Source organism: Erwinia plantamica (assembly GCF_043420595.1).
GTDB classification, from domain to species: Bacteria; Pseudomonadota; Gammaproteobacteria; order Enterobacterales; family Enterobacteriaceae; genus Erwinia; species Erwinia aeris.
This window is the reverse complement of sequence record NZ_JBGCUC010000004.1, coordinates 51398-70525: the sequence shown is the minus strand read 5'-3', so window position 1 is coordinate 70525 and position 19128 is coordinate 51398. Positions and strand designations below refer to the sequence as shown.

General features: G+C 53.2%; 17 protein-coding genes. 6 read left to right on the top strand and 11 right to left on the bottom strand.

The annotated features are described in order from the left end of the window. Positions 1–181 precede the first annotated feature (181 nt). The 3 genes from AB3U87_RS05045 to AB3U87_RS05035 all read left to right on the top strand — a co-directional run bounded on the left by AB3U87_RS05045 (position 182) and on the right by AB3U87_RS05035 (position 2512). Positions 182–1036 (top strand): AraC family transcriptional regulator, encoded by an 855-nt coding sequence (locus AB3U87_RS05045; RefSeq protein ID WP_125290060.1) that lies wholly within the window; start codon positions 182–184, stop codon positions 1034–1036. Positions 1037–1069: 33 nt separating this feature from the next. Continuing rightward, a complete protein-coding gene (locus AB3U87_RS05040) occupies positions 1070–1477 on the top strand; it encodes a DUF2000 family protein (RefSeq protein WP_125290061.1) in 408 nt (135 codons plus the stop codon). 630 nt (positions 1478–2107) lie between these two features. Beyond that, a complete protein-coding gene (locus AB3U87_RS05035; RefSeq protein WP_253454317.1) occupies positions 2108–2512 on the top strand; it encodes a (R)-mandelonitrile lyase in 405 nt (134 codons plus the stop codon). 27 nt (positions 2513–2539) lie between these two features. Here AB3U87_RS05035 and AB3U87_RS05030 read toward each other — a convergent pair whose 3' ends face one another. Together AB3U87_RS05030 and AB3U87_RS05025 are read right to left on the bottom strand one after the other, a co-directional pair. Next, positions 2540–3427, bottom strand: a complete 888-nt coding sequence (locus tag AB3U87_RS05030; protein ID WP_253454318.1) for a glycosyltransferase family 17 protein — start codon at positions 3425–3427, stop codon at positions 2540–2542. A 147-nt stretch (positions 3428–3574) separates the two neighbouring features. After that, complete coding sequence (locus tag AB3U87_RS05025) at positions 3575–4039, bottom strand: hypothetical protein (RefSeq protein WP_394148611.1); 465 nt, start codon at positions 4037–4039, stop codon at positions 3575–3577. Positions 4040–4628: 589 nt separating this feature from the next. Between AB3U87_RS05025 and AB3U87_RS05020 the strand changes: the two genes are divergently transcribed. Continuing rightward, positions 4629–6020: a diaminobutyrate--2-oxoglutarate transaminase gene (locus AB3U87_RS05020; protein ID WP_253454320.1), complete on the top strand. Its 1392-nt coding sequence runs from the start codon at positions 4629–4631 to the stop codon at positions 6018–6020. 5 nt (positions 6021–6025) lie between these two features. After that, positions 6026–7483: a pyridoxal phosphate-dependent decarboxylase family protein gene (locus tag AB3U87_RS05015; RefSeq protein WP_253454321.1), complete on the top strand. Its 1458-nt coding sequence runs from the start codon at positions 6026–6028 to the stop codon at positions 7481–7483. Between the two features lie 68 nt (positions 7484–7551). On the opposite strand, the gene AB3U87_RS05010 is transcribed toward AB3U87_RS05015, so the two are convergent. The 5 genes from AB3U87_RS05010 to eptB form a co-directional block, all read right to left on the bottom strand. Then, positions 7552–7923, bottom strand: coding sequence for a hypothetical protein (locus tag AB3U87_RS05010; protein WP_253454322.1), 372 nt, complete (start codon positions 7921–7923; stop codon positions 7552–7554). 190 nt (positions 7924–8113) lie between these two features. Beyond that, the gene (locus AB3U87_RS05005) at positions 8114–9205 is read right to left on the bottom strand and encodes a glycoside hydrolase family 19 protein (protein WP_253454323.1); all 1092 of its coding nucleotides are present in this window, start codon (positions 9203–9205) and stop codon (positions 8114–8116) included. Between the two features lie 213 nt (positions 9206–9418). Further along, positions 9419–10114, bottom strand: a complete 696-nt coding sequence (locus AB3U87_RS05000; RefSeq protein ID WP_253454324.1) for a hypothetical protein — start codon at positions 10112–10114, stop codon at positions 9419–9421. Between the two features lie 755 nt (positions 10115–10869). Further along, positions 10870–12066, bottom strand: coding sequence for an enoyl-ACP reductase FabV (gene fabV / locus AB3U87_RS04995; RefSeq protein WP_253454325.1), 1197 nt, complete (start codon positions 12064–12066; stop codon positions 10870–10872). 363 nt (positions 12067–12429) lie between these two features. Then, positions 12430–14085: a kdo(2)-lipid A phosphoethanolamine 7''-transferase gene (gene eptB, locus AB3U87_RS04990; RefSeq protein ID WP_394148607.1), complete on the bottom strand. Its 1656-nt coding sequence runs from the start codon at positions 14083–14085 to the stop codon at positions 12430–12432. A 489-nt stretch (positions 14086–14574) separates the two neighbouring features. Between eptB and AB3U87_RS04985 the strand changes: the two genes are divergently transcribed. After that, positions 14575–15849, top strand: coding sequence for a Glu/Leu/Phe/Val family dehydrogenase (locus AB3U87_RS04985; protein ID WP_253454327.1), 1275 nt, complete (start codon positions 14575–14577; stop codon positions 15847–15849). A 49-nt stretch (positions 15850–15898) separates the two neighbouring features. Here the strand turns inward: AB3U87_RS04985 and AB3U87_RS04980 are convergent, their stop codons facing one another. From AB3U87_RS04980 to AB3U87_RS04965, 4 genes are all read right to left on the bottom strand, one after another. Beyond that, positions 15899–17191: a glycoside hydrolase family 10-like protein gene (locus tag AB3U87_RS04980; protein ID WP_253454328.1), complete on the bottom strand. Its 1293-nt coding sequence runs from the start codon at positions 17189–17191 to the stop codon at positions 15899–15901. A 161-nt stretch (positions 17192–17352) separates the two neighbouring features. After that, a complete protein-coding gene (locus tag AB3U87_RS04975) occupies positions 17353–17766 on the bottom strand; it encodes a hypothetical protein (RefSeq protein WP_301729604.1) in 414 nt (137 codons plus the stop codon). A 60-nt stretch (positions 17767–17826) separates the two neighbouring features. Further along, the gene (locus tag AB3U87_RS04970; protein ID WP_125290076.1) at positions 17827–18273 is read right to left on the bottom strand and encodes a DUF441 domain-containing protein; all 447 of its coding nucleotides are present in this window, start codon (positions 18271–18273) and stop codon (positions 17827–17829) included. 80 nt (positions 18274–18353) lie between these two features. Continuing rightward, positions 18354–18989, bottom strand: coding sequence for an aspartate/glutamate racemase family protein (locus AB3U87_RS04965; protein ID WP_301250941.1), 636 nt, complete (start codon positions 18987–18989; stop codon positions 18354–18356). Positions 18990–19128: the final 139 nt, after the last annotated feature.

Genomic DNA, 19128 nt, shown 5'->3' with positions numbered 1-19128 from the left:
AAATTTACGCCAGATCAATTATCGCCTTTTGTGCGGTTTTACTTTTTCTGCGGCCACCCGGCAACGGCTTCGATAAGGATTGCGTCTTATTGAGGCCACCTTGCGCCGCGGCTGGCGTGGATGCTAGTTTACTCGCCTGAATTATTTAGCCGCTGAGCGGTGTACAGGCGAAAAAGCATCCATGTCAAACTCTCTTACCGGCGACTGGCTGACTTTGCGCCGGGATAATGAAACCGGCATCGAAAGCGTTCACGCCCATTTTTGCGGGCACGCCTACGATCCGCACGATCATGACGAGATGCTGGTCGGCGTAACGCATATGGGCGTACAGCGTTTTAACTGTCACCGCAGGCTGCATACCAGCACGCCGGGACAGATTATGCTGATTGAGCCGGGCGCGGTACATGACGGCCACGCCCCAAATCCGGAAGGCTTTACCTACAGCATGCTTTATCTGCCGCAAAGCTGGCTGAATACTCAGCTCCAGCGGCGCGGCCTGGGCGAGATTTCCGCGCTGGAAGCGGCTTTTCGCTCAACCCTGATGCAGGACGATCGGCTCAACCTGACGATCCAGCAGGCTTTCAGCACTATTCATGGCGCCGAAGGCAGGCTCGCCCGCGATCAAAATCTCGATCGGCTGGTGGATCTTCTGTCGCGTCATCTGCACGGCCGCCCTTCTGCGGCGCAGGATCTGTGCGGCATGCTGCGCGTCAGGGATTTTCTGCATGAGTCAATGACCAGCGATATTGGACTGGACGATGTAGCGCTTGCCGTTGGCCTGGATCGTTTTCGCCTGACGCGCCAGTTTAAGCAGGCGTTCGGCCAGTCGCCGCACGCTTATCTGGTCAGGCTACGGCTGAAAACCGCACGCGCGCTGCTGGCGCAGGGATGCCACCCGGCGCAGGCGGCCGCGCAGGTGGGCTTCGCCGATCAAAGTCATCTTGGCCGCTGGTTCCGTCGCGCTTACCGCATTACGCCTGCGGCTTACCAGCAGCAGTGCACAAATGTTCTATACCGCCAGTCCTCTCTCCGCTGAAGATAAAAGCTGACTTACTCAGCGGAGAGCAGCATGTTTGACAGTAAAATCGCACTGATTGTGCGCGAGGATCTTGCCATCTGGCAGCGACTGAACGTAACGGCCTTTTTAGCCAGCGGTATCGCTTACGCCGCGCCGGAAATTCGGGGCGAACCTTATATAGACGCTAAAGGCCAGCGCTACGGTTGTATGGCCGGGCAGCCGATGCTGGTGTTTGCCGCCGATCTCGCCGGTTTACAGGCTGCGCATTGCAAAGGACTGGCGCGCGAGCTGACGCTGATCCCTTACGTCCAGGCGATGTTTTCGACCGGTCACGACGAGGCCAACCGACAGGCTTTTCAGGCAGAAGACCCGGACAATCTTAATTTAGTGGGGCTGGCGATCCGCGGCCCTAAGAAAGCGGTCGATAAAGCGATTAAAGGCCTTGCGATGCATAGCTAAACGGCGTTTCTTGTTGGGCGGCACGGGCAGGCTGTTCCGCCCTTGATGCTGCCCTGTTTTAAGAAGAGCCTTTCTGCTTTGGCTTATTTTAAGCGAGGTATTGTTACCTTATAAACCTCTCATAATAAAGGATTATATGGCATCCCAATTTACGTTTTACCCTACAGACTATAGTAATGACAAAACGCTATAGGCCAGATCGCTGTAACGTACTAAAAAAGCCTCTTAATGGTTCAGCTGATGGAACATTTCTTGCGCTGTAGCAGGTTATTTTCTGCGTAGCGCTGAACACTTTGCCCAACGATTTTGATTATTCAGAGCATTTATTTATCCCACCCGTCAGCGTTTTTAAAAAATAATATTGAGGTTGGAAACCATAGTTACCTTTAACTTCTCGTGGCAAATAACTGCAAAAATCAGCATCTGGCTTTACGATAAAGATCAGGACAAGAATAAAGCCTTAATAATTAATTAATTAATTCTATTCATGAGCGCCACTCATTAGCTTATTCGGTTCAGTCAGCTTATTCTCGCCTTCGTTTTGCGCTACGCTTATCGTTAATCTCATTTCGTCCGCCCTCTTCGCTTGTTCTGCGGCGCAGTCGGCCTTTCATCTGCAAGGAAAAAATAATGACTGATATCTATCAATGCGGTTCTCAGGCTTCTTATGCAGGCCCTGAAGATTGGTTTACCGGCACCGTGCGCGTCGATCCGCTTTTTCCTGCCAACGAACCCGCACGCGCCAGCGGCGGCAGCGTCACCTTTGAACCAGGCGCCCGTACCGCCTGGCATACGCACCCGCTGGGCCAGACGCTGATCGTAACCGCAGGCTTTGGCTATGTGCAGACCTGGGGCGAACCGGCGCGTGAAATCCGTCCCGGCGACGTGGTATGGATCCCACCGTTTGAGAAGCACTGGCATGGCGCCAGCGCCAAAACCGCGCTGACCCATATCGCGATCCAGGAAGCGCAGGATGGCAAAGTTGTGGAGTGGCTCGAAAAAGTCACCGATGAGCAATATGGCGGCGAAGCATAGGCAGAGCGCCGGTGGTCACGGAGCGCGCTACTCTTTCAAAAACGCCTGAAAGCGCGCTTTGTTAGCCACCAGCCAGCCCGGCAAATGCTCGTTATCGACCGGCACTATCTTCATTTTGCGCGGGCGGTTCCAGATGTCGATATTGTTCTCGACGCAGCGGCGAATATGGTCGGGATTATTAAATTCCGGCCGATCGTGCTCAATATGAGAAATAGTCGACATCTTTTCGCTGATGCGTTCATCCGTCATCACCCAGGAGAAATGCCAGCCACCCCGCTGAACGATTTTGGTGCGAAATTTCAGCAGGTTCCAGCGTAGCCAGCTGTCCCTAATCGGCGTACCTTTACGCTTCACGTTGCGCAGCAGCTCGGGCTGGCCGTGAAAAAAGCCTTTCAGGTTTTTATAGGTCACCATTTTAGGCAGCTTGCACAGGCGCGGCGTCCCGTCTTCGTTCATGACCTGCAAATTAAATTTAAAATTATAGAAATGCTGATAGAGCGTGGTGCAAAGGTGCCTGTGGCTGAACTGCGCCAGCGCCTGAGGATGGGGGATCTCATCCACATCGGATATGATAATGATATCGTCATCCCGCGCGTCCGTCAGGCCTTGCATAATTGCGTTACGCGCATGGCTTTCGTTTTGCCAGGGATCGGTCTCCCCTGCGTTGACCAGAGAACTGTTGGAATAAAAAGCCTGCTGATAAATAACCGGCACGCGATCGTTAACAACATAAATAATTTGATCCCTGAAGGCCGCAAATTTTTCGATATCAAAATGCAGACGTTCACGTTTCTTGCCCGTAAACGTATAAAGCGACTCAACGACGACAAACTTATCTACGTGTTTATGGAGCGTATTAAGCCGGATTTCCAGCAGCATATCTTCGTCATAGTATAAAAAGCAGTCGTAAATCACGGTAATAATGCCTGTATCGTAAAAAGCAGTGCCACAAATTAACAGAAATTGACACGGCGCTACAGCATTTTGTCAGATTTGCGTAATTACCTGTAAGCAGATGTACGACAGTCTCCTTCCACAATCCGGCCGTCACGGCCCCGTTCGTCAGTCCATCGTTTTCGAGTGCCAGCCGCCTGCCAGCAGAAACGATACGCTGTCGTCAGAAGCGATGGCCGATCCCGTATAAAGTCCCAGCAGCTGCTGTTTTTCGGCGTCATAAAACAAAATTCCGGTGAGCGCCAGGCTGGCGGCCAGGTAAAAATGGGCCGTATCCCGAAACAGCAAGGCATAGTCCGCGCTGCTGAGCGTGCCGGTGCTGGCAAGCTGCAAGGGGAAAATAGCCGGAGCGGCCTTGCCGGTGCAGGTGTTGCTATAGCCTTCAATGATCTGACAGTGAATAAGATGCTCTTCACCCTGCCCTGAAAGCGTGACTTCGGCATTGACCTCCTGAGGCGGCTCGGTAACTAAAATTGCGTTAACGCTGCTCTCCATATCCTCCGGCAGATCCGGAAAATGTTTGCGGAAAAGGGTAAGGATCTCCTCAGCGTTGATATTTAACAGATTGCTCATTTCCGCACTCCCGTTTCAAATTGTAAGCCCGCGTTATTTAATTTGAGTACAGCCTATGATTTAGCTCAGAGCGAGAAAATTGTTTCATTATCGCGCAGGCTTTGCTTGCTCTATAATTAAAAACAGCAGGTTAAGTCGTCTGCTTCTATTTTGTTTAAGACTTTCCTCAGGGCATTTATAAACGAAGCGGCGCGTTACGGCCGCTGCGCTTAATAAGCCCAGGGGTAAGCGGGTTTTATTGCCGCTGCGCTTATTAAGCACGCGGGTAAATGTCAGCTCGTTGGCCGTTAAAGCGGTTTTTGCCCCGGTAGAGCATCGCCTTGCTCGCCTTTTGCACGCCACAAAGCGTTCAAAAAGGCCTTTTTTGTGCTTTGTTGTAGAGATGTTAATAAAGCATCGGGCTGATAATGGGTCAGAAAACCAACAACATATTGATTACTATAGGAAAAACTTAAAGTAATCTTAACAAAATTAATGATTGAGTCGGGGGCTGAAAAGTCCTATATTGGCCGCGCTTTTTTACAGCGCTCACACTTTTAATTTATTTTTCAACTACGGCGTTATTTATAACCCTGGTTGTAGGAGAGATATGATGACGGATAAAGTCCGTATTGATAATTTTGGTGCGAATTCATCAGGAAACAATGAAGCGTTTTTAGCCCGTCAGGCTGAATATGAATCGAACGTGCGGAGCTATCCGCGCAAGCTGCCGTTCGCCATTGCTAAAGCACAGGGAGTCTGGATTACAGATGTTGAGAATAATCAATATCTTGATTGTCTTGCCGGTGCAGGTACGCTGGCGCTTGGCCACAACCATCCTGATATGCTGCAGAGCATCCAAAATGTCATTACCAGTGGCTTGCCGTTACATACGCTCGATTTGACGACGCCGTTGAAAGATGAATTTTCTGCCTACCTGCTCTCTTTACTGCCGGGCCAGGGCAAAGAATACTGCCTGCAGTTTACCGGCCCTTCCGGCGCTGACGCCGTTGAAGCCGCGCTGAAGCTGGCGAAAAAATACACCGGCCGTACCGGCGTGATCAGCTTTTCCGGCGGCTACCACGGCATGACCCACGGCGCGCTGGCGGTAACGGGCAACCTGTCACCGAAAGAAGCCGTTAACGGCATGATGCCGGAAGTGCAGTTTATGCCTTATCCGCATCTGTACCGCTGCCCGCTGGGTATCGGCGGCAAGGCGGGCGAGCAGGCGCTGGCTTACTACTTTGAAAACCTGATCAACGACGTGGAAAGCGGCGTGCGCAAACCTGCGGCGGTGATCCTGGAAGCGGTTCAGGGCGAAGGCGGCGTGAACCCGGCTCCGGTCGAGTGGCTGCAGCGCATCCGTAAAGTGACCCAGGAACACGGCATTCTGCTGATCCTGGACGAAGTGCAGGCTGGCTTCGCGCGTACCGGTAAGTTCTTCGCCTTCGAGCACGCGGGCATCGAGCCGGACATCATTGTCATGTCCAAAGCCGTTGGCGGCGGTCTGCCGCTGGCCGTGCTGGGCATCAAAAAGCAGTTCGACGCCTGGGCACCTGGCCACCACACCGGCACCTTCCGCGGCAACCAGCTGGCGATGGCAACCGGCCTGACCACCCTGCGTCACCTGAAAGACAACAATATCGCCGATAAAGTTGCCGAACAGGGCGAATGGCTGAAAGCGAAACTGGCAGAGATGCAGAAGCGCTATCCGGTCATCGGCCACGTGCGCGGCCTGGGCCTGATGCTGGGTATTGAGATCGTCAAGCCGAACGAGCCGCAGGATCATATGGGTTGCTACCCAGCCGACGGCGAGCTTTCCGCGCTGTTGCAGAAGAAATGCTTTGAAGCTGGCCTGATCCTGGAGCGCGGCGGCCGTCACGGCTGCGTGCTGCGCCTGCTGCCTTCGCTGCTGATCAGCAATGAAGAGCTGGGTATTTTCCTGGATAAATTTGAAGTCGCCCTGGTTGCTGCCGGCGTTAAACCTGTTTCTGCGGAGTGAAGTTGATGTCCCGGTCCAACCCTATTCTGGCAGCTTCGGCGCAGAGCACCGAAGCCTACCAGCAGGCTATTGCCCAGACCAGCCAGGCCGTCGTGCAGTGGCTGCAACAGCCTGAGATGTATCAGGGCAAAAGCGTAGCCGAGCTGCGTGAGCGTATCGCGCTGGATTTCACCACGGAGGGCCTGGGCAACCAGGCCGCCATTGAGCGTGCGATCGAGTACTTCCTGAAAGACAGTCTGTCTGTGCATCATCCGCAGTGCGTGGCGCACCTGCACTGCCCTAGCCTGGTGATTAGCCAGGCGGCGGAAGTGCTGATCAACGCCACCAACCAGAGCATGGACTCCTGGGATCAAAGCCCTTCAGCCACCATCATTGAGATGAAGCTGATTGAATGGCTGCGCGCTCAGGTCGGCTATCAGGCCGGCGACGCGGGCGTCTTTACCAGCGGCGGCACCCAGAGCAATCTGATGGGGCTGATGCTGGCGCGCGATGCGTTCTTTGCGCGTCAGGGCCACTCTGTCCAGCAGGATGGTCTGCCGGGCGATCTCAGCAAGATTAAAGTGTTCTGCTCTGAAAACGCCCACTTCTCCGTGCAGAAGAATATGGCGCTGATGGGTCTGGGCTACCGCTCCGTGACGCTGGTGAAAACCGATCGCTTTGCGCGTATGGATACGGCGGATTTGGCTGACAAACTGGCGCTGGCAAAAGCCAACGGCGAAAAGGTGCTGGCTATCGTCGCAACGGCGGGCACTACCGACGCGGGCGCTATCGATCCTTTGCGTGAAATCGCGCAGATCGCAGCAGAAAACGAGACCTGGCTGCACGTTGATGCGGCATGGGGCGGCGCGCTGCTGCTTTCTGATAAGTATCGTCATTATCTGGACGGCATTGAGCTGGTGGATTCCATCACCCTGGACTTCCACAAGCAGTTCTTCCAGACCATCAGCTGCGGCGCGTTTCTGCTGAAAGAAGCGCGTCACTACGAGCTGATGCGTTACCAGGCGGCCTACCTGAACTCTGAGTTCGATGAAGCTCAGGGCGTGCCGAACCTGGTTTCCAAATCCCTGCAAACCACGCGCCGTTTCGACGCGCTGAAAATGTGGATGGGTCTGGAAGCGCTGGGCCAGAAGCAGTATGCCGAAATCATCGATCACGGTGTAACGCTGGCGCAGCAGGTTGCGGCCTGGGTTGCCGAACAGCCTGCGCTGGAGCTGGTGATGGAGCCACAGCTGGCAAGCGTGCTGTTCCGCTTCCGTCCGCAACAGGGCGACGATGCGGCAATCGCCCTGCTTAACCAGAAGATCGGCGATGCGCTGCTGGATTCCGGGCGCGCCAACGTAGGCGTGACCGAACACAACGGCGTAACCTGCCTGAAGATGACGCTGCTGAACCCAACCGTGACGCTGGAAGACATCAAGCTTCTGCTGGCGCTGGTAGAGCGCACGGCGGCTTCTCTCGCATAGTTATCCGTTCTGTACGGATCAAAGCCGGTAACGCCCGTTACCGGCTTTTTTATAGCTATCTGATCATGTTATTTACAAGCACTGACAGAAGAACTACTTGACGGCTCAGCGGTTACCATTGATAAAACGTTCGGGTCACCGGTACTTGTTAAGCAGTAGGAATGCTTTGTTTTTACTGCATAAAAGCAGGAAGATTTTGCACTGGAAATTGTAATTTGTTTTTTACTGGTATCATCTTTTATTACCGCGCTTAATATTTTTGTTTTTTCATTGTCTGGTGATTTTTTAAAGAGCACACCCGTATCACTTTTACCTGGCATAACCTCATGACAACCATTAGTTAAAGAAAGCGTTTCGGCAGCAAAGGCGGAATTATTGACGACCAGTAAGCTTATAAGCATAAGCAAACCAAAGCTATTTTTACCGTTAAATAATTTCATGATGCAATTCTCCAATAAGAAGACAGGGGTTCTGTGTCTGGCCGATAAAGCGGTTATTTCCGCATATCGGTATTCAGAATAAATAGCTAAAGGGTAAATAATAAAAGTACCAGCGTTTCAAACGCAGGCTAAATTTTTCACCTCCTGTTACAGTATGATTGATAAATCTGTTATTAAATCAGGGCCGTTCTCAGTCCGCATTAAGGATATTTAACAGCTTTTCGGTTAGTTCAAATCTTTTATCTTCGCCTGTCGCTTCCCAACCGTTTACCCGCCTCGTAATGCCGATCAAATCCCAGCGATCCGCCAGCGACAAACAGTCATTGTTTTTCAGATACCAGCAGGCTGAGTCTGCTGCGCCCTGCTGAGTGGAACAATATGTCGTGACGCTATCAAGCGTGATATTTTTTTCCTGCGCGAATTTTTGATACAGGTTTTTGCCTGTTAGTTGAATCAATCCGCGGCCACGATAACGATATCCCTCTCCGGAAGCTTCTGATCCATTTCCCATCCGGTTGGCGTAAACGCGGTTTGCCAGCTTTTCCGGCTGGTGGCAAAAGAGTTTTGCTTCCTGCTCGTTTTTAAAATGCTTGCCGTATATCAGCATAATATGTTGAGCGGAAGCGTAATCCAGATTTTCTTCCAGCTGACTGAGGTCGCATCCCGCCTCAACCATAAACTGCCCGATCGCCGCCGCCTTACGGCGACTGGTAGTAAAATCATACTCGGCAAAATATTGCACCAGGATGGGTGCCCAGAGTTGGACGTCGATACCGCTATTGAGTTGATGAAGTGCATGGCTTAACTTATCGATGTCTGCATTATCTTTAGCTTTTTTTGCAGGTATCTGCTCATTAGATAACGAGCCTGCGCTTCCTGTTGAGGGAGGAATTGCCGGATTGGTTTCGGCTTCTTTCCCGGCATTCACGGACGAGGACTGCCTGTCAGGAGCTACTTTATTTATCAGCAGGTTGAGGCTACCTTCGATAAAATCCACCCCTGCATAGCCTGCTGAAATGACAGCAAATAATTTATCTATCTGCAGCTGATGGATAAAGTCCTCAATACCGATGATCAATCCGCTCATACAGCCTGCAATAAAACCAATCATTAATGTAACCAGAAGGTATGGGGCGTTAAAATGAAAATGTTCAAATTTATCTGCCTGAAAATCGCCAGCCTTGTTTAGCCCAACGACGGCCCTTATGCCCTGTCCGACCATGCCAGCCACGCCGCAAAGAACCAGGGCCGGGAGAACATTGATTGCAGTCAGTTCGTTCATAACGCCTCTTATTAGCCTGAATAATATCGATCTGGTAATTTTGCACTACAGGGAAATAATCTATTGGCAGGCGGAGCGGCAAACAGCCTCACGTTGAGGCTGTTTATTAAAAAAACCATCATTCAGTGTTCTTCCCAGTTGTCCGGGTGCCGGCATTGTATTGATGAAAATTAAGGAATATAAAACCACAAAAGATTTTATCGCCCGTCATTTTTAATGAGGGCGTCGTTTAATGCTGCTGACAAAATTGCCGGAAGATGTATATTCAATATAAAAATCAGTATCGCCTTTTGTAGCATCGCAAACGCCGACGCTGGCCGCAGAAGATGAGGTGGTGAAATTCATTACCTGACCAGACTCATAACTACCCAGAGCCACATAAAAAGTCAGTACGGGCTGGCAATCAAGATAGCTGTTAGGCGTTAGCGTTGAAAAGTTAGAAAGCACCACGGTACCGTCACTTAACGAGACAGCGGAACCACCGTAATAAGTTTCCAGTGAAGAATCAAACTGAGGCACGACAATCCTGAAAGCCCCCGGCTGAACATTTTGACTGGCATCCGGTATGACCGGGAGTGACAGCCCCAGCGGTTGTGCGGTCATGGTGGCAACGCTGGCAGCAACCCCATCTGCTGGCGTTAAATCAATTTGTTGAATAGCCGAGTAGTATCCAGAAGGCTTACCTACTTCCGGCGTATTTTTAAAAGACTGCACGCCAGCATGATATTGTAATTCAAGCTGAAACTGATAGCTTGTGCCCTGAGATGAATAAGATGCTATTTGACAGTGCAGCAGACTATTAGAATAAATTTCCGCCCCGCCAGTGTATTTTGCCGGTTCCTGAAAAAAATAAAAGTCTCTGGGTGTACCGGAATTATTGATTAGGGTAATAGTAATGAGTTCAGACATAAATCCTCCGAAAATTATCATTGAGTTATCTGTTCTGGTCGAACAGAGATTAACGTTCCTTCCATTAATTTAAATGAAAGTAAAATCGTTATAAACGCTTATTTACTTCGCAAAATCACGTCCAGAAAAATAAACTTTTCTGATCGGGTTCAGGCTCATCTGAAAAGCGCAGAAGAAAATAACCGCTTATTAAATTATTTTCCTCCTGCCATGACACATTACCCATCACGGTTAAATTTTGTACACGTAGCTTTTTCGATCCTGACGATCGATTCTGCTCATTATTTAGCCAGTGAGCATAATTTAACCAAAAATCTCGCCGATTATTTGCAATAAGACGCTGATCTTCCGGGATCTTTCATTAGTTATTTTTAAGTTTTAGTGGTTACTTGCCGCTTCGCTGCTAATTTTTCTGCGAAAAAATGTTTTTTATTTCTGCCGAATTATCGTGTTCGGCAAGATCACCTATGTTTATTGCCTTATAAATTAGTAAGTTATGATGGATGATTTTTTCAGAGGATTAAATACATATTATTTACAGGGGGTTGATGATTTTTTAATAGCAAAAGTGATAAGACGAACGTGTTAATTACCAGCGTAATTAATGCATTTTATTCACTACATTGAGGTGGGCGGGGAAACAATACGTGAGACAGAAGCCGTAAACAGTACGGGATAAAGGCCTGGCGAAGCTGAGTCTGTTTTTTGAAAAAGCGATAAACAAGAAAAAGGCGTCCCGCAGGACGCCTTTACGCTTACATCTGCACCAGATTTTTGATTTTCACATCCGGGTTGACGTCGGCGTCGTAATCAACGCCGTCCAGGCCAAAGCCGAACAGGTGCATAAACTCTGTTTTGTAGCCAACGAAGTCGGTCAGCTCGTTCAGGTTTTCGTTAGTGACGGTCGGCCACAGCTTCACCACTTCATCCTGCACTTCTGGCTGCAGCTCTTTGTAGTCGGCACGCAGGCGGCCAACATCGTCAAGAATTGGTGAGGCGTTATACAGGCTGTCTTTGAACAGGCCGTAAACCTGCTCGATGCAGCCTTCGTGAGTGCCCTTTTCCTTCATCACTTTAAACAGCAGCGACAGGTAAAGCGGCATCACCGGAATAGCAGAGCTGGCCTGGGTAACCACGGCTTTCAGTACGGAAACACGCGCGTCGCCGCCCTTTTCCGCCAGCGTGTCGCGAATAGTCAGGACGCGCTTGTCCAGGTCTTTCTTGGCTTCGCCGATAGAACCGTTCCAGTAGATATCGTGGGTGATCTGCTCGCCAAGATAGGTAAAGGCGGTGGTTTTCGCGCCTTCAGCCAGCACGCCGGCCGCGTTCAGATCGTCAATCCACATCTGCCAGTCTTCGCCGCCCATCACCGCTACGGTGCCGTCGATCTCTTCCTGAGAAGCGGGTTCCAGCGTGATATCGGTAATGGTTTCTTTATCGGTGTTCAAGCCGCGCGTGTGCAGCGTTTTGCCAACCGGTTTCAGCGTAGAGTTAAAGACTTCGCCGGTTTTTGGATGGGTACGACGCGGCGCAGCCAGGCTGTATACCACCAGATCGACCTGACCCAGATCCTGTTTAATCAGCTCAATGGTCTTTTGCTTTACTTCGTCTGAGTAAGCGTCGCCGTTGATGCTTTTTGCATACAGGCCCTTCGCTTCCGCCAGCTCTTCAAAAGCCGCAGAGTTATACCAGCCAGCGGTAGCCGGTTTGTTTTCTTCGCCCGGACGCTCGAAGAACACGCCCAGCGTATCGGCTTCGCAGCCAAAGGCGGCAGAGATGCGGGCAGCAAGGCCGTAACCCGTAGAAGCGCCAATCACCAGCACCTTTTTAGGGCCGTTGGCAATTTTGCCCTGGCGGGTCACGTAATCAATTTGTTTTTCAACGTTAGCTTTGCAACCCGCCGGATGGGCGGTAACACAGATGAAGCCACGAATGCGTGGTTTAATAATCATGTCGACCTCAATAACCGTCTCAGTAAATATGGCCCGTAGAATACCTGCTTGTGGCGTTTCAGGCAAAGTTGACAGTAGCTTATCGTCTACAGACGCTTTTAACACGAGCGCTTTGCATATTATTTATTCAGTCTTTATACAACCGCTCGCGCCTGAGCGGGTGAAAAGCGGCAGCGGAATACGAAAACGCCGTGAACCCATCCGTGGCGGCTCGTTGCGCGCGTCCATGCGCGTTTGCTTTCCGCTCGCCCTTTGCCGTAATGAAGCGGTGGTATTGCTGCCAAAAACGGCAGTGCACCGCCAGGCCATTGCGTTTGTCATCAATCTTACGGCAGTCCTGAGTCTGCCTGTTAACAGTCTGACTCAGGGCACGTGACACCAGTTACGCAACTGATTAATACCGCCGTCCGGCGAGGTAAAGCCCGCGCAGCCTAACAGGCTGTCGTACAGCTTTTCGTGGAATACCGGCGTCTTATTCTGCGCCATTTTTTTCAGCTGATTAAAGGCCGCCGCGTGATCGGGGTGCTGTAAAAATTTGTCGGATGCCCAGACCATGATCGGCACGCTGCGCTGCGCCATCGGTGCCTGATTGCGCGGCGTGCCGTGGAAATGCATATTTTGCGAAATCGACTCGCCGTGATCGGAAGCATAAAACACAATAGCGTTACGATCGCGCAGCTGGTTAAAGACCTGCTCCAGCACGTAATCGGTATAAAGCAGGCTGTTATCGTAAGAGTTAACCATCTGCTGCGTGGTGCAGTCGTCGTCAATGCCCAGGCATTCCGGCTGATAGCGCGCAAAGCTACGCGGATAACGCTCGGTATAAAGATAGTGCGACCCTTTGGTATGCAGAATAACCAGGTGTTTGCCCTGCGGATGACGCTCGACAGAATCCTTCAGCTCGCTGACCAGCGCCATATCGTCGATAGGCTTGCCGACGTTGCGCTTTTCGGACTGAATGGTTTCCCGCAGCGCATAGTCGTCCGCCAGCGCTTTGTTATAAAACCAGGCCTCGCTCTGCATGGCGAACAGCTCGGAGGAGAAGCCCTGCTTTTTCAGCACGGAAAACACGTTCATCTCTTTCAATGTGCGCTCTGGCGCTTCCGACGCGCCGCCCTCGCGCACAAACATGCAGCGCAGCGAGAGTTTGGTTGAGGTGTCGCAGGAGTAACCCTGGAGCGCAGCCAGATTAGGCTCTTTATCCAGGTAAGGCGTATTGTCGCGCTGGTAACCGTAAACCCCCATATGATCGCGCCGCGCGCTTTCGCCAATCACAAACACGATATAGAGGCTGTCCGCATCTTTTGGCGGCTTATAGGTAAAGTGCGCGGCGGGATCGAACAGTTTACGACTGTCTTCTGCCTGGCTCCAGCTGCTGTAGGCCAGCAGCCCCATGCCCGACAGCCAGTTTGATGGCGAATAGGTGCCGGCGACCACGCCGCCGTAGCTGGCCATCATGCGGTTATGCTGGCGATCCAGATTATCCTGGTGCTCGCCCATCACCTTCAGCGGCAGCCAGCAGCAGAGGCCTGCGGCCAGCATGACGCCGATGCGCCGGGCGATAGCGCCACCGTTACGCCGCCGCAGGGCCGCTTCCGGCAGCGGCGCGAGCCACAGGATCAGCAGCGGCAGCAGGCTCACCAGGCCCAGCCAGACGCCAAAATCCCAGCCGACCGACTCCCTGGACAGATCGAAACTGTCGGTGGTCATCACCGCCGCGATAATGCCGTAGCCGATATCGACGTTGAAAAAGATCATGTAATAGCTGGCGGCCACGGAAAACACCACCAGCAGCGAAGTCAGAACACGGAACAGCAGCCGGCCGGCCAGCGAGGCCAGCAGCGTGGTAAACAGCACCAGCGCAAAAGCCGCGACCACCTCAATGGCGATCGACAGCAGGGCGTCGTAGTGAAGCTGATGAAAGCGGCGGAGAAAAATCGGCAGGTTTAATAAAATGCCCGTGTAAAAGGCGATAAAGCAGCAGACCCGATACTGCGTCAAAAAAAGCAATCTTTTCATCTGTCCCGTCATTGTTATGGCAGTGAATGGCATGACCAAAGCGGCTTTGGTATTGAAAACGTTATTATTCTAACGATACGGCGTAAGACAAGGTAAACGCAGGTGAGTTTACCGTTGGTACTGAAAAAGTGAGTGTTATAATGTAACAAAAGATGTGGCAGACGTTAACCTTTTCGTGCAGCGCGCGCGCCTGGCAGGCTTTCGGCAAAGTTTGAACCGGCTCAAAGTTCTGATAAATAAAGGCGTACCGAACTACATGCAGTGGATATGCATAATTATTCCCAAAGCCTGATACAAAGGCTGGCTACGGGTCAATGCGGTAATTAATTATTCGCCTGCCCTCAGCCGATCCACCTTTCCGTGCTCTTATTAACATTAATTTAATGAATTAAAAACAACTCATTAATGTTAGATTATGCCGCGTTCAGGTCAGAAGCACTGGCTCCCTCATCATTTCGTAGCATTTATAACTGTCAGGAAAGCATTGTTATGGATAAGCTATCTTACGCGTCAGAAAGCCCCAACACCGCCTGGTCCACCTACCTGCAGCAGATCGATCGCGTCGCGCCCTACCTGGGCGAGCTGAGTCGCTGGGTCGATACGCTACGCCATCCTAAACGCGCGCTGATCGTGGATATTCCTCTTCAGATGGACGATGGCTCCATTCGTCACTTTGAAGGCTTTCGCGTGCAGCACAATCTGTCGCGCGGGCCGGGCAAGGGCGGCGTTCGCTATCATCCCAACGTCGACTTAAATGAGGTCATGGCGCTTTCCGCCTGGATGACCATCAAGTGCGCCGCGGTAAACCTGCCTTACGGCGGTGCCAAAGGCGGCATCCGCGTCGATCCCTTTAAGCTTTCCGAAGGCGAACTGGAGCGACTGACCCGTCGCTACACCAGCGAAATCGGCCTGGTGATCGGCCCGCAAAAGGATATTCCGGCGCCGGACGTGGGCACCAATGCCAAAGTGATGGCCTGGATGATGGATACCTATTCCATGAATCAGGGCACCACCATTACCGGCGTGGTGACCGGCAAGCCGGTGCATCTCGGCGGATCGCTGGGCCGTGAAAAAGCCACCGGTCGGGGCGTATTTGTTACCGGTCGTGAAGTCGCCCGTCGCCTGAATATCGAAACGGACGGCGCGCGCCTTGCCGTTCAGGGCTTCGGCAACGTCGGCAGCGAAGCGGCTCGACTGTTTGTCGCCGCTGGCGCGCGGGTGGTGGCCGTTCAGGATCACTCCGCCACGCTTTACAATGCCGAAGGCATCGATCTGACCGCGCTGACCGACTGGCAGGCGACGCATAAAAATATCGCCGGGTTCAGCGGCGCGCAGACGATTGACGCGGAAGCGTTCTGGCAGCTGCCGATGGATATTCTGATCCCGGCGGCGCTGGAAGGACAAATCACCCGTGAGCGCGCGGAAAAACTGAGCTGCAAGCTGATCCTGGAAGGCGCTAACGGCCCAACCTACCCGGACGCAGATGATATGCTGGCGTCGCGCGGCATTACCGTAGTGCCGGACGTTATCTGTAACGCGGGCGGCGTAACGGTCAGCTACTTCGAGTGGGTGCAGGATATGGCCAGCTTCTTCTGGAGCGAGAGCGAGATCAATGAGCGAATGGACAAAATTATGTCCGAAGCGATGATCCATATCTGGGACAAAGCGCGGGAAAAAGAGTGCAGCCTGCGTACCGCTGCCTATATCGTTGCCTGTGAGCGTATTTTGATGGCAAGGAAAGATCGCGGCATTTATCCGGGCTAGGCAGCCTGCAAAAACAGAACGCCGCCTCTTATGGGCGGCGTTTCTTTTTTTACTGCTTACCCCAGCGGCTGCGCAGGTAGTTCACCGCCTGCTGCGTTTGCGGCTCGTCAAGAAAAGCGTCGCGAAACAGAATGGTTCCGGCCACGCCGGGCTGCGTCTCGTTGAGCTCAATCTGCCTTTTCAGCTCGGCCACGCCCTGCTCTTCGCCCCACTGCGGCTCGGTAGCCGTAGGCTTGCCCACTTTATACAGCGCCACGCCGATATAGAGTTTGACGGGGCCGCTGCCGACCACGTCAGCCCACCATTTCGCCAGCGTGGGATAACGCACGATTTTCCGCTCGAACGGCCAGTAAAGCTGGGGCGCAATATAATCCAGCAGCCCTTCTTTAACCCACAGTCGGGTATCAGCAAAGGCCTGATCGTAAGCCTCGCCGCCGCGCGTATCGGAACCGCGCTCGTCTTTGTCCGCATTGCGCCAGACGCCTGCCGGACTGATGCCGAACGCCACCTCCGGCTTCAGGGACTTGATCGTCGCCGCCACCTCTTTAACCAGCAGCAGCGTATTGTTGCGCCGCCAGCTGGCCTTATCAGCAAAGCCTGCGCCGTATTGCTGCCAGCTGCGGCTGTCATCCAGCGGCGACGAGGGCGTTTCATAATAGAAATAGTCATCGAACTGCACGCCATCGATCGCATAGTTTTTTACCAGCTCGGCGACCACGCTGTTGATCCACTGGCGAACCTGCGGCAGTCCCGGATCCAGCACGTAGCGATCGCTGGCGACGCGCACCCAGTCGCGATGCAGCACGAAAACGCTGGCCGGTGACTGACGCAGCGTTTTTTGCAGCGCACTGACCGTGGCTGGCGAAGTGTTCATCGTGATCCGGTAAGGATTAAGCCACGCGTGTACCTTGAGGCCTCTTTTATGCGCCTCGGTGAGCAAAAACTGCAGCGGATCGTAACCGGGATGCTGGCCGATTGCCCCGGTCAGCTCGGCAGACCAGGGCAAAATCGCGGAGCGATAAAGCGCGGTGCCGTCAGGCTTCACCTGGAAAAAGACCGTATTGATGCCCAACGCCACATACTTATCCAGCCGCTGAACGAGCGCCTGCTGCTGTCGCGCGATGCGCAGTTCGGGATCGGCAAGCGTTAGAGAAGCAGGCGGCGGCCAGTCGAGGTGGTTCACCGTTGCCAGCCAGACGCCGCGCACAGGCTGAGGCTTTATTACGGGCGTGGGCGGCACATAAGGCGTGACCAGCGATTTGACCTCAGACTTATGGCTACAGCCTGCCATAAGCAGCACCAGCATCGCCCCAAGCCAGCCTGAACCCCTTTTTATTAACATCTTGCCTGCTCCCTGGTTATGGCGTCAGATATTTCTCCACCAGCGCTAAAGCAATGGTTTCCGTCTTTGCGTCGGCGTTGCCGCTGATATCGACCGGGCGGAAATGCATTGGAAAGCGCGGACAGTTATGCGGGTTTCCTCATCCGGAACGCCCGTTAGCGCTATTTTACTATAAGCGTGCGCGCCGCCTGATAATGCGTTTTAAAGGCTTCGTTTTCTTCGCTCAGGCGGATAGCCGCTTCAATCATCTCGTTCTGGTTCAGCGAGGTCGCGCCTTCGCTGGTGCGCCAGTGGATATAGAGCACGCAAAGCGCGGCAACCTGCAACATCTCGTTTTCCGCACTATCGCCGTCAAAGCCATATTCCTCGTCACACCAGCGGTAAACGTCGCCGACAAAAGGCATATCGCCCTGCTCGTCCAGCGGCGGCAGGCTGGCGAACAGCTCGATCATTTCGGGTGTGGCGACGTAGCTGCTGCGGCCGACCGCATCCAGCTGTTTGCCACGCGCGCGGGCGTTGTTGGCCTGTTTGGCTTTGAGTTTGGCGCGCTTGCTGCGCTTGTCCTGCTTGCTCACCGGTTTCTCCTGGCGAAAAAAAAGAGCGTCATCATAGCAGAGAACGCTTTCTGCGGACGGCTACATTTTACCGATAAACAGCGACACCAGCCCGGCGGCGATCAGCGGCCCGACCGGCACGCCGCGAAACAGCGACACGCCGATAATCGTGCCGATCAGCAGGCCGCCGACGATAGTAGGCTGCGATCCCATCAGGCTGACGCCGCGCCCGCCTACCCAGGAGACGAAAATGCCTACCGCGATCGCCAGCAGGGATTTCCAGTTCAGAAAGGAGTGCATCAGCGTGCTGGTCGGCAGCGCGCCGCTGGCAATGGGCGCCATGACGCCAATGGTCAGGATCACAATCCCGACGGTGACGCCCTGCTTTTCAATCCACGGGAACAGCGCGTTCAGCGGCGTCATGCGCACCACGATCAGCACCAGCAAAGCGATAGCGACGGTCAGGTTGTGGCTGAAGTAGCTGAGCCCCGCCAGAAACAGCAGAATAAACAGCGTTAAATCGAACATAGTGGTTTCCTGTCAAAGCGTGGGGCTACACCTTAAAACGCTTTGCCGCTGCGCTCTAGCTCTTTTTAACGCCTTAAAAATTAAAGAATAGCTTCGAGCGCGGCCTGCAGGCTGGTTTCCGGGCCGGTCAGCACCGCCAGCGTGGTATTGATCTGCTTTGCCGCGCCCGCCATCGAACTTTGCGCCAGCACGATACAGCCCAGCGCGCACTCGTGGCGATCGCGAATATAGTGCGCGATCTCACGATGGTAGCCATCCATATCCCCCTGGTTGAAAAAGGCCCAGGCGCGCGGGATCAGTTCTACGGCCAGACGGCTGCCGGGAATAAACGCCTCGAACAGCCGCGTGGTGGCCGCAAGCGTAGAATGGGCAGTGCAGAGCACCAGCACCGCGCCGTGATAGTGCGAGGCCGCCTTCGCCAGCGCCGCGTCCACGCGAATAACAGGCTTGCTGAAACGTTTAGGATCCAGTGCCACCACGCCCAGCGTGGTACAGGTGACGATCACCGCATCGGCCTGCTGGCACAGCTCGTCAAGGATATGGCTGACGGCCGCCTCAATGTCGGGAGTCACTTCGCCCGCTTCTGCCGCCTGAGTTAACAGCTCGCTTTGCACGCAGTGCAGCAGCTGAACCTCATCATAATCCAACGCTTGCAGCGCCTCTTCAAACAGCACTATGTTGCTTCTTGCCGCATGCAGACAGGCTATGGTTGCCATCTTGCTTTCTCCTGAAAAAGGTCTTTTGCCACTGTGGCAAATTCTTTAGCGCTTTGCCAACACTTCGGCCCTTTCCGTCACTTTTGTTTCACTGATGGATCACCATGCTGGTGCAATGCGCCAGCCTGAAGCAGGAATT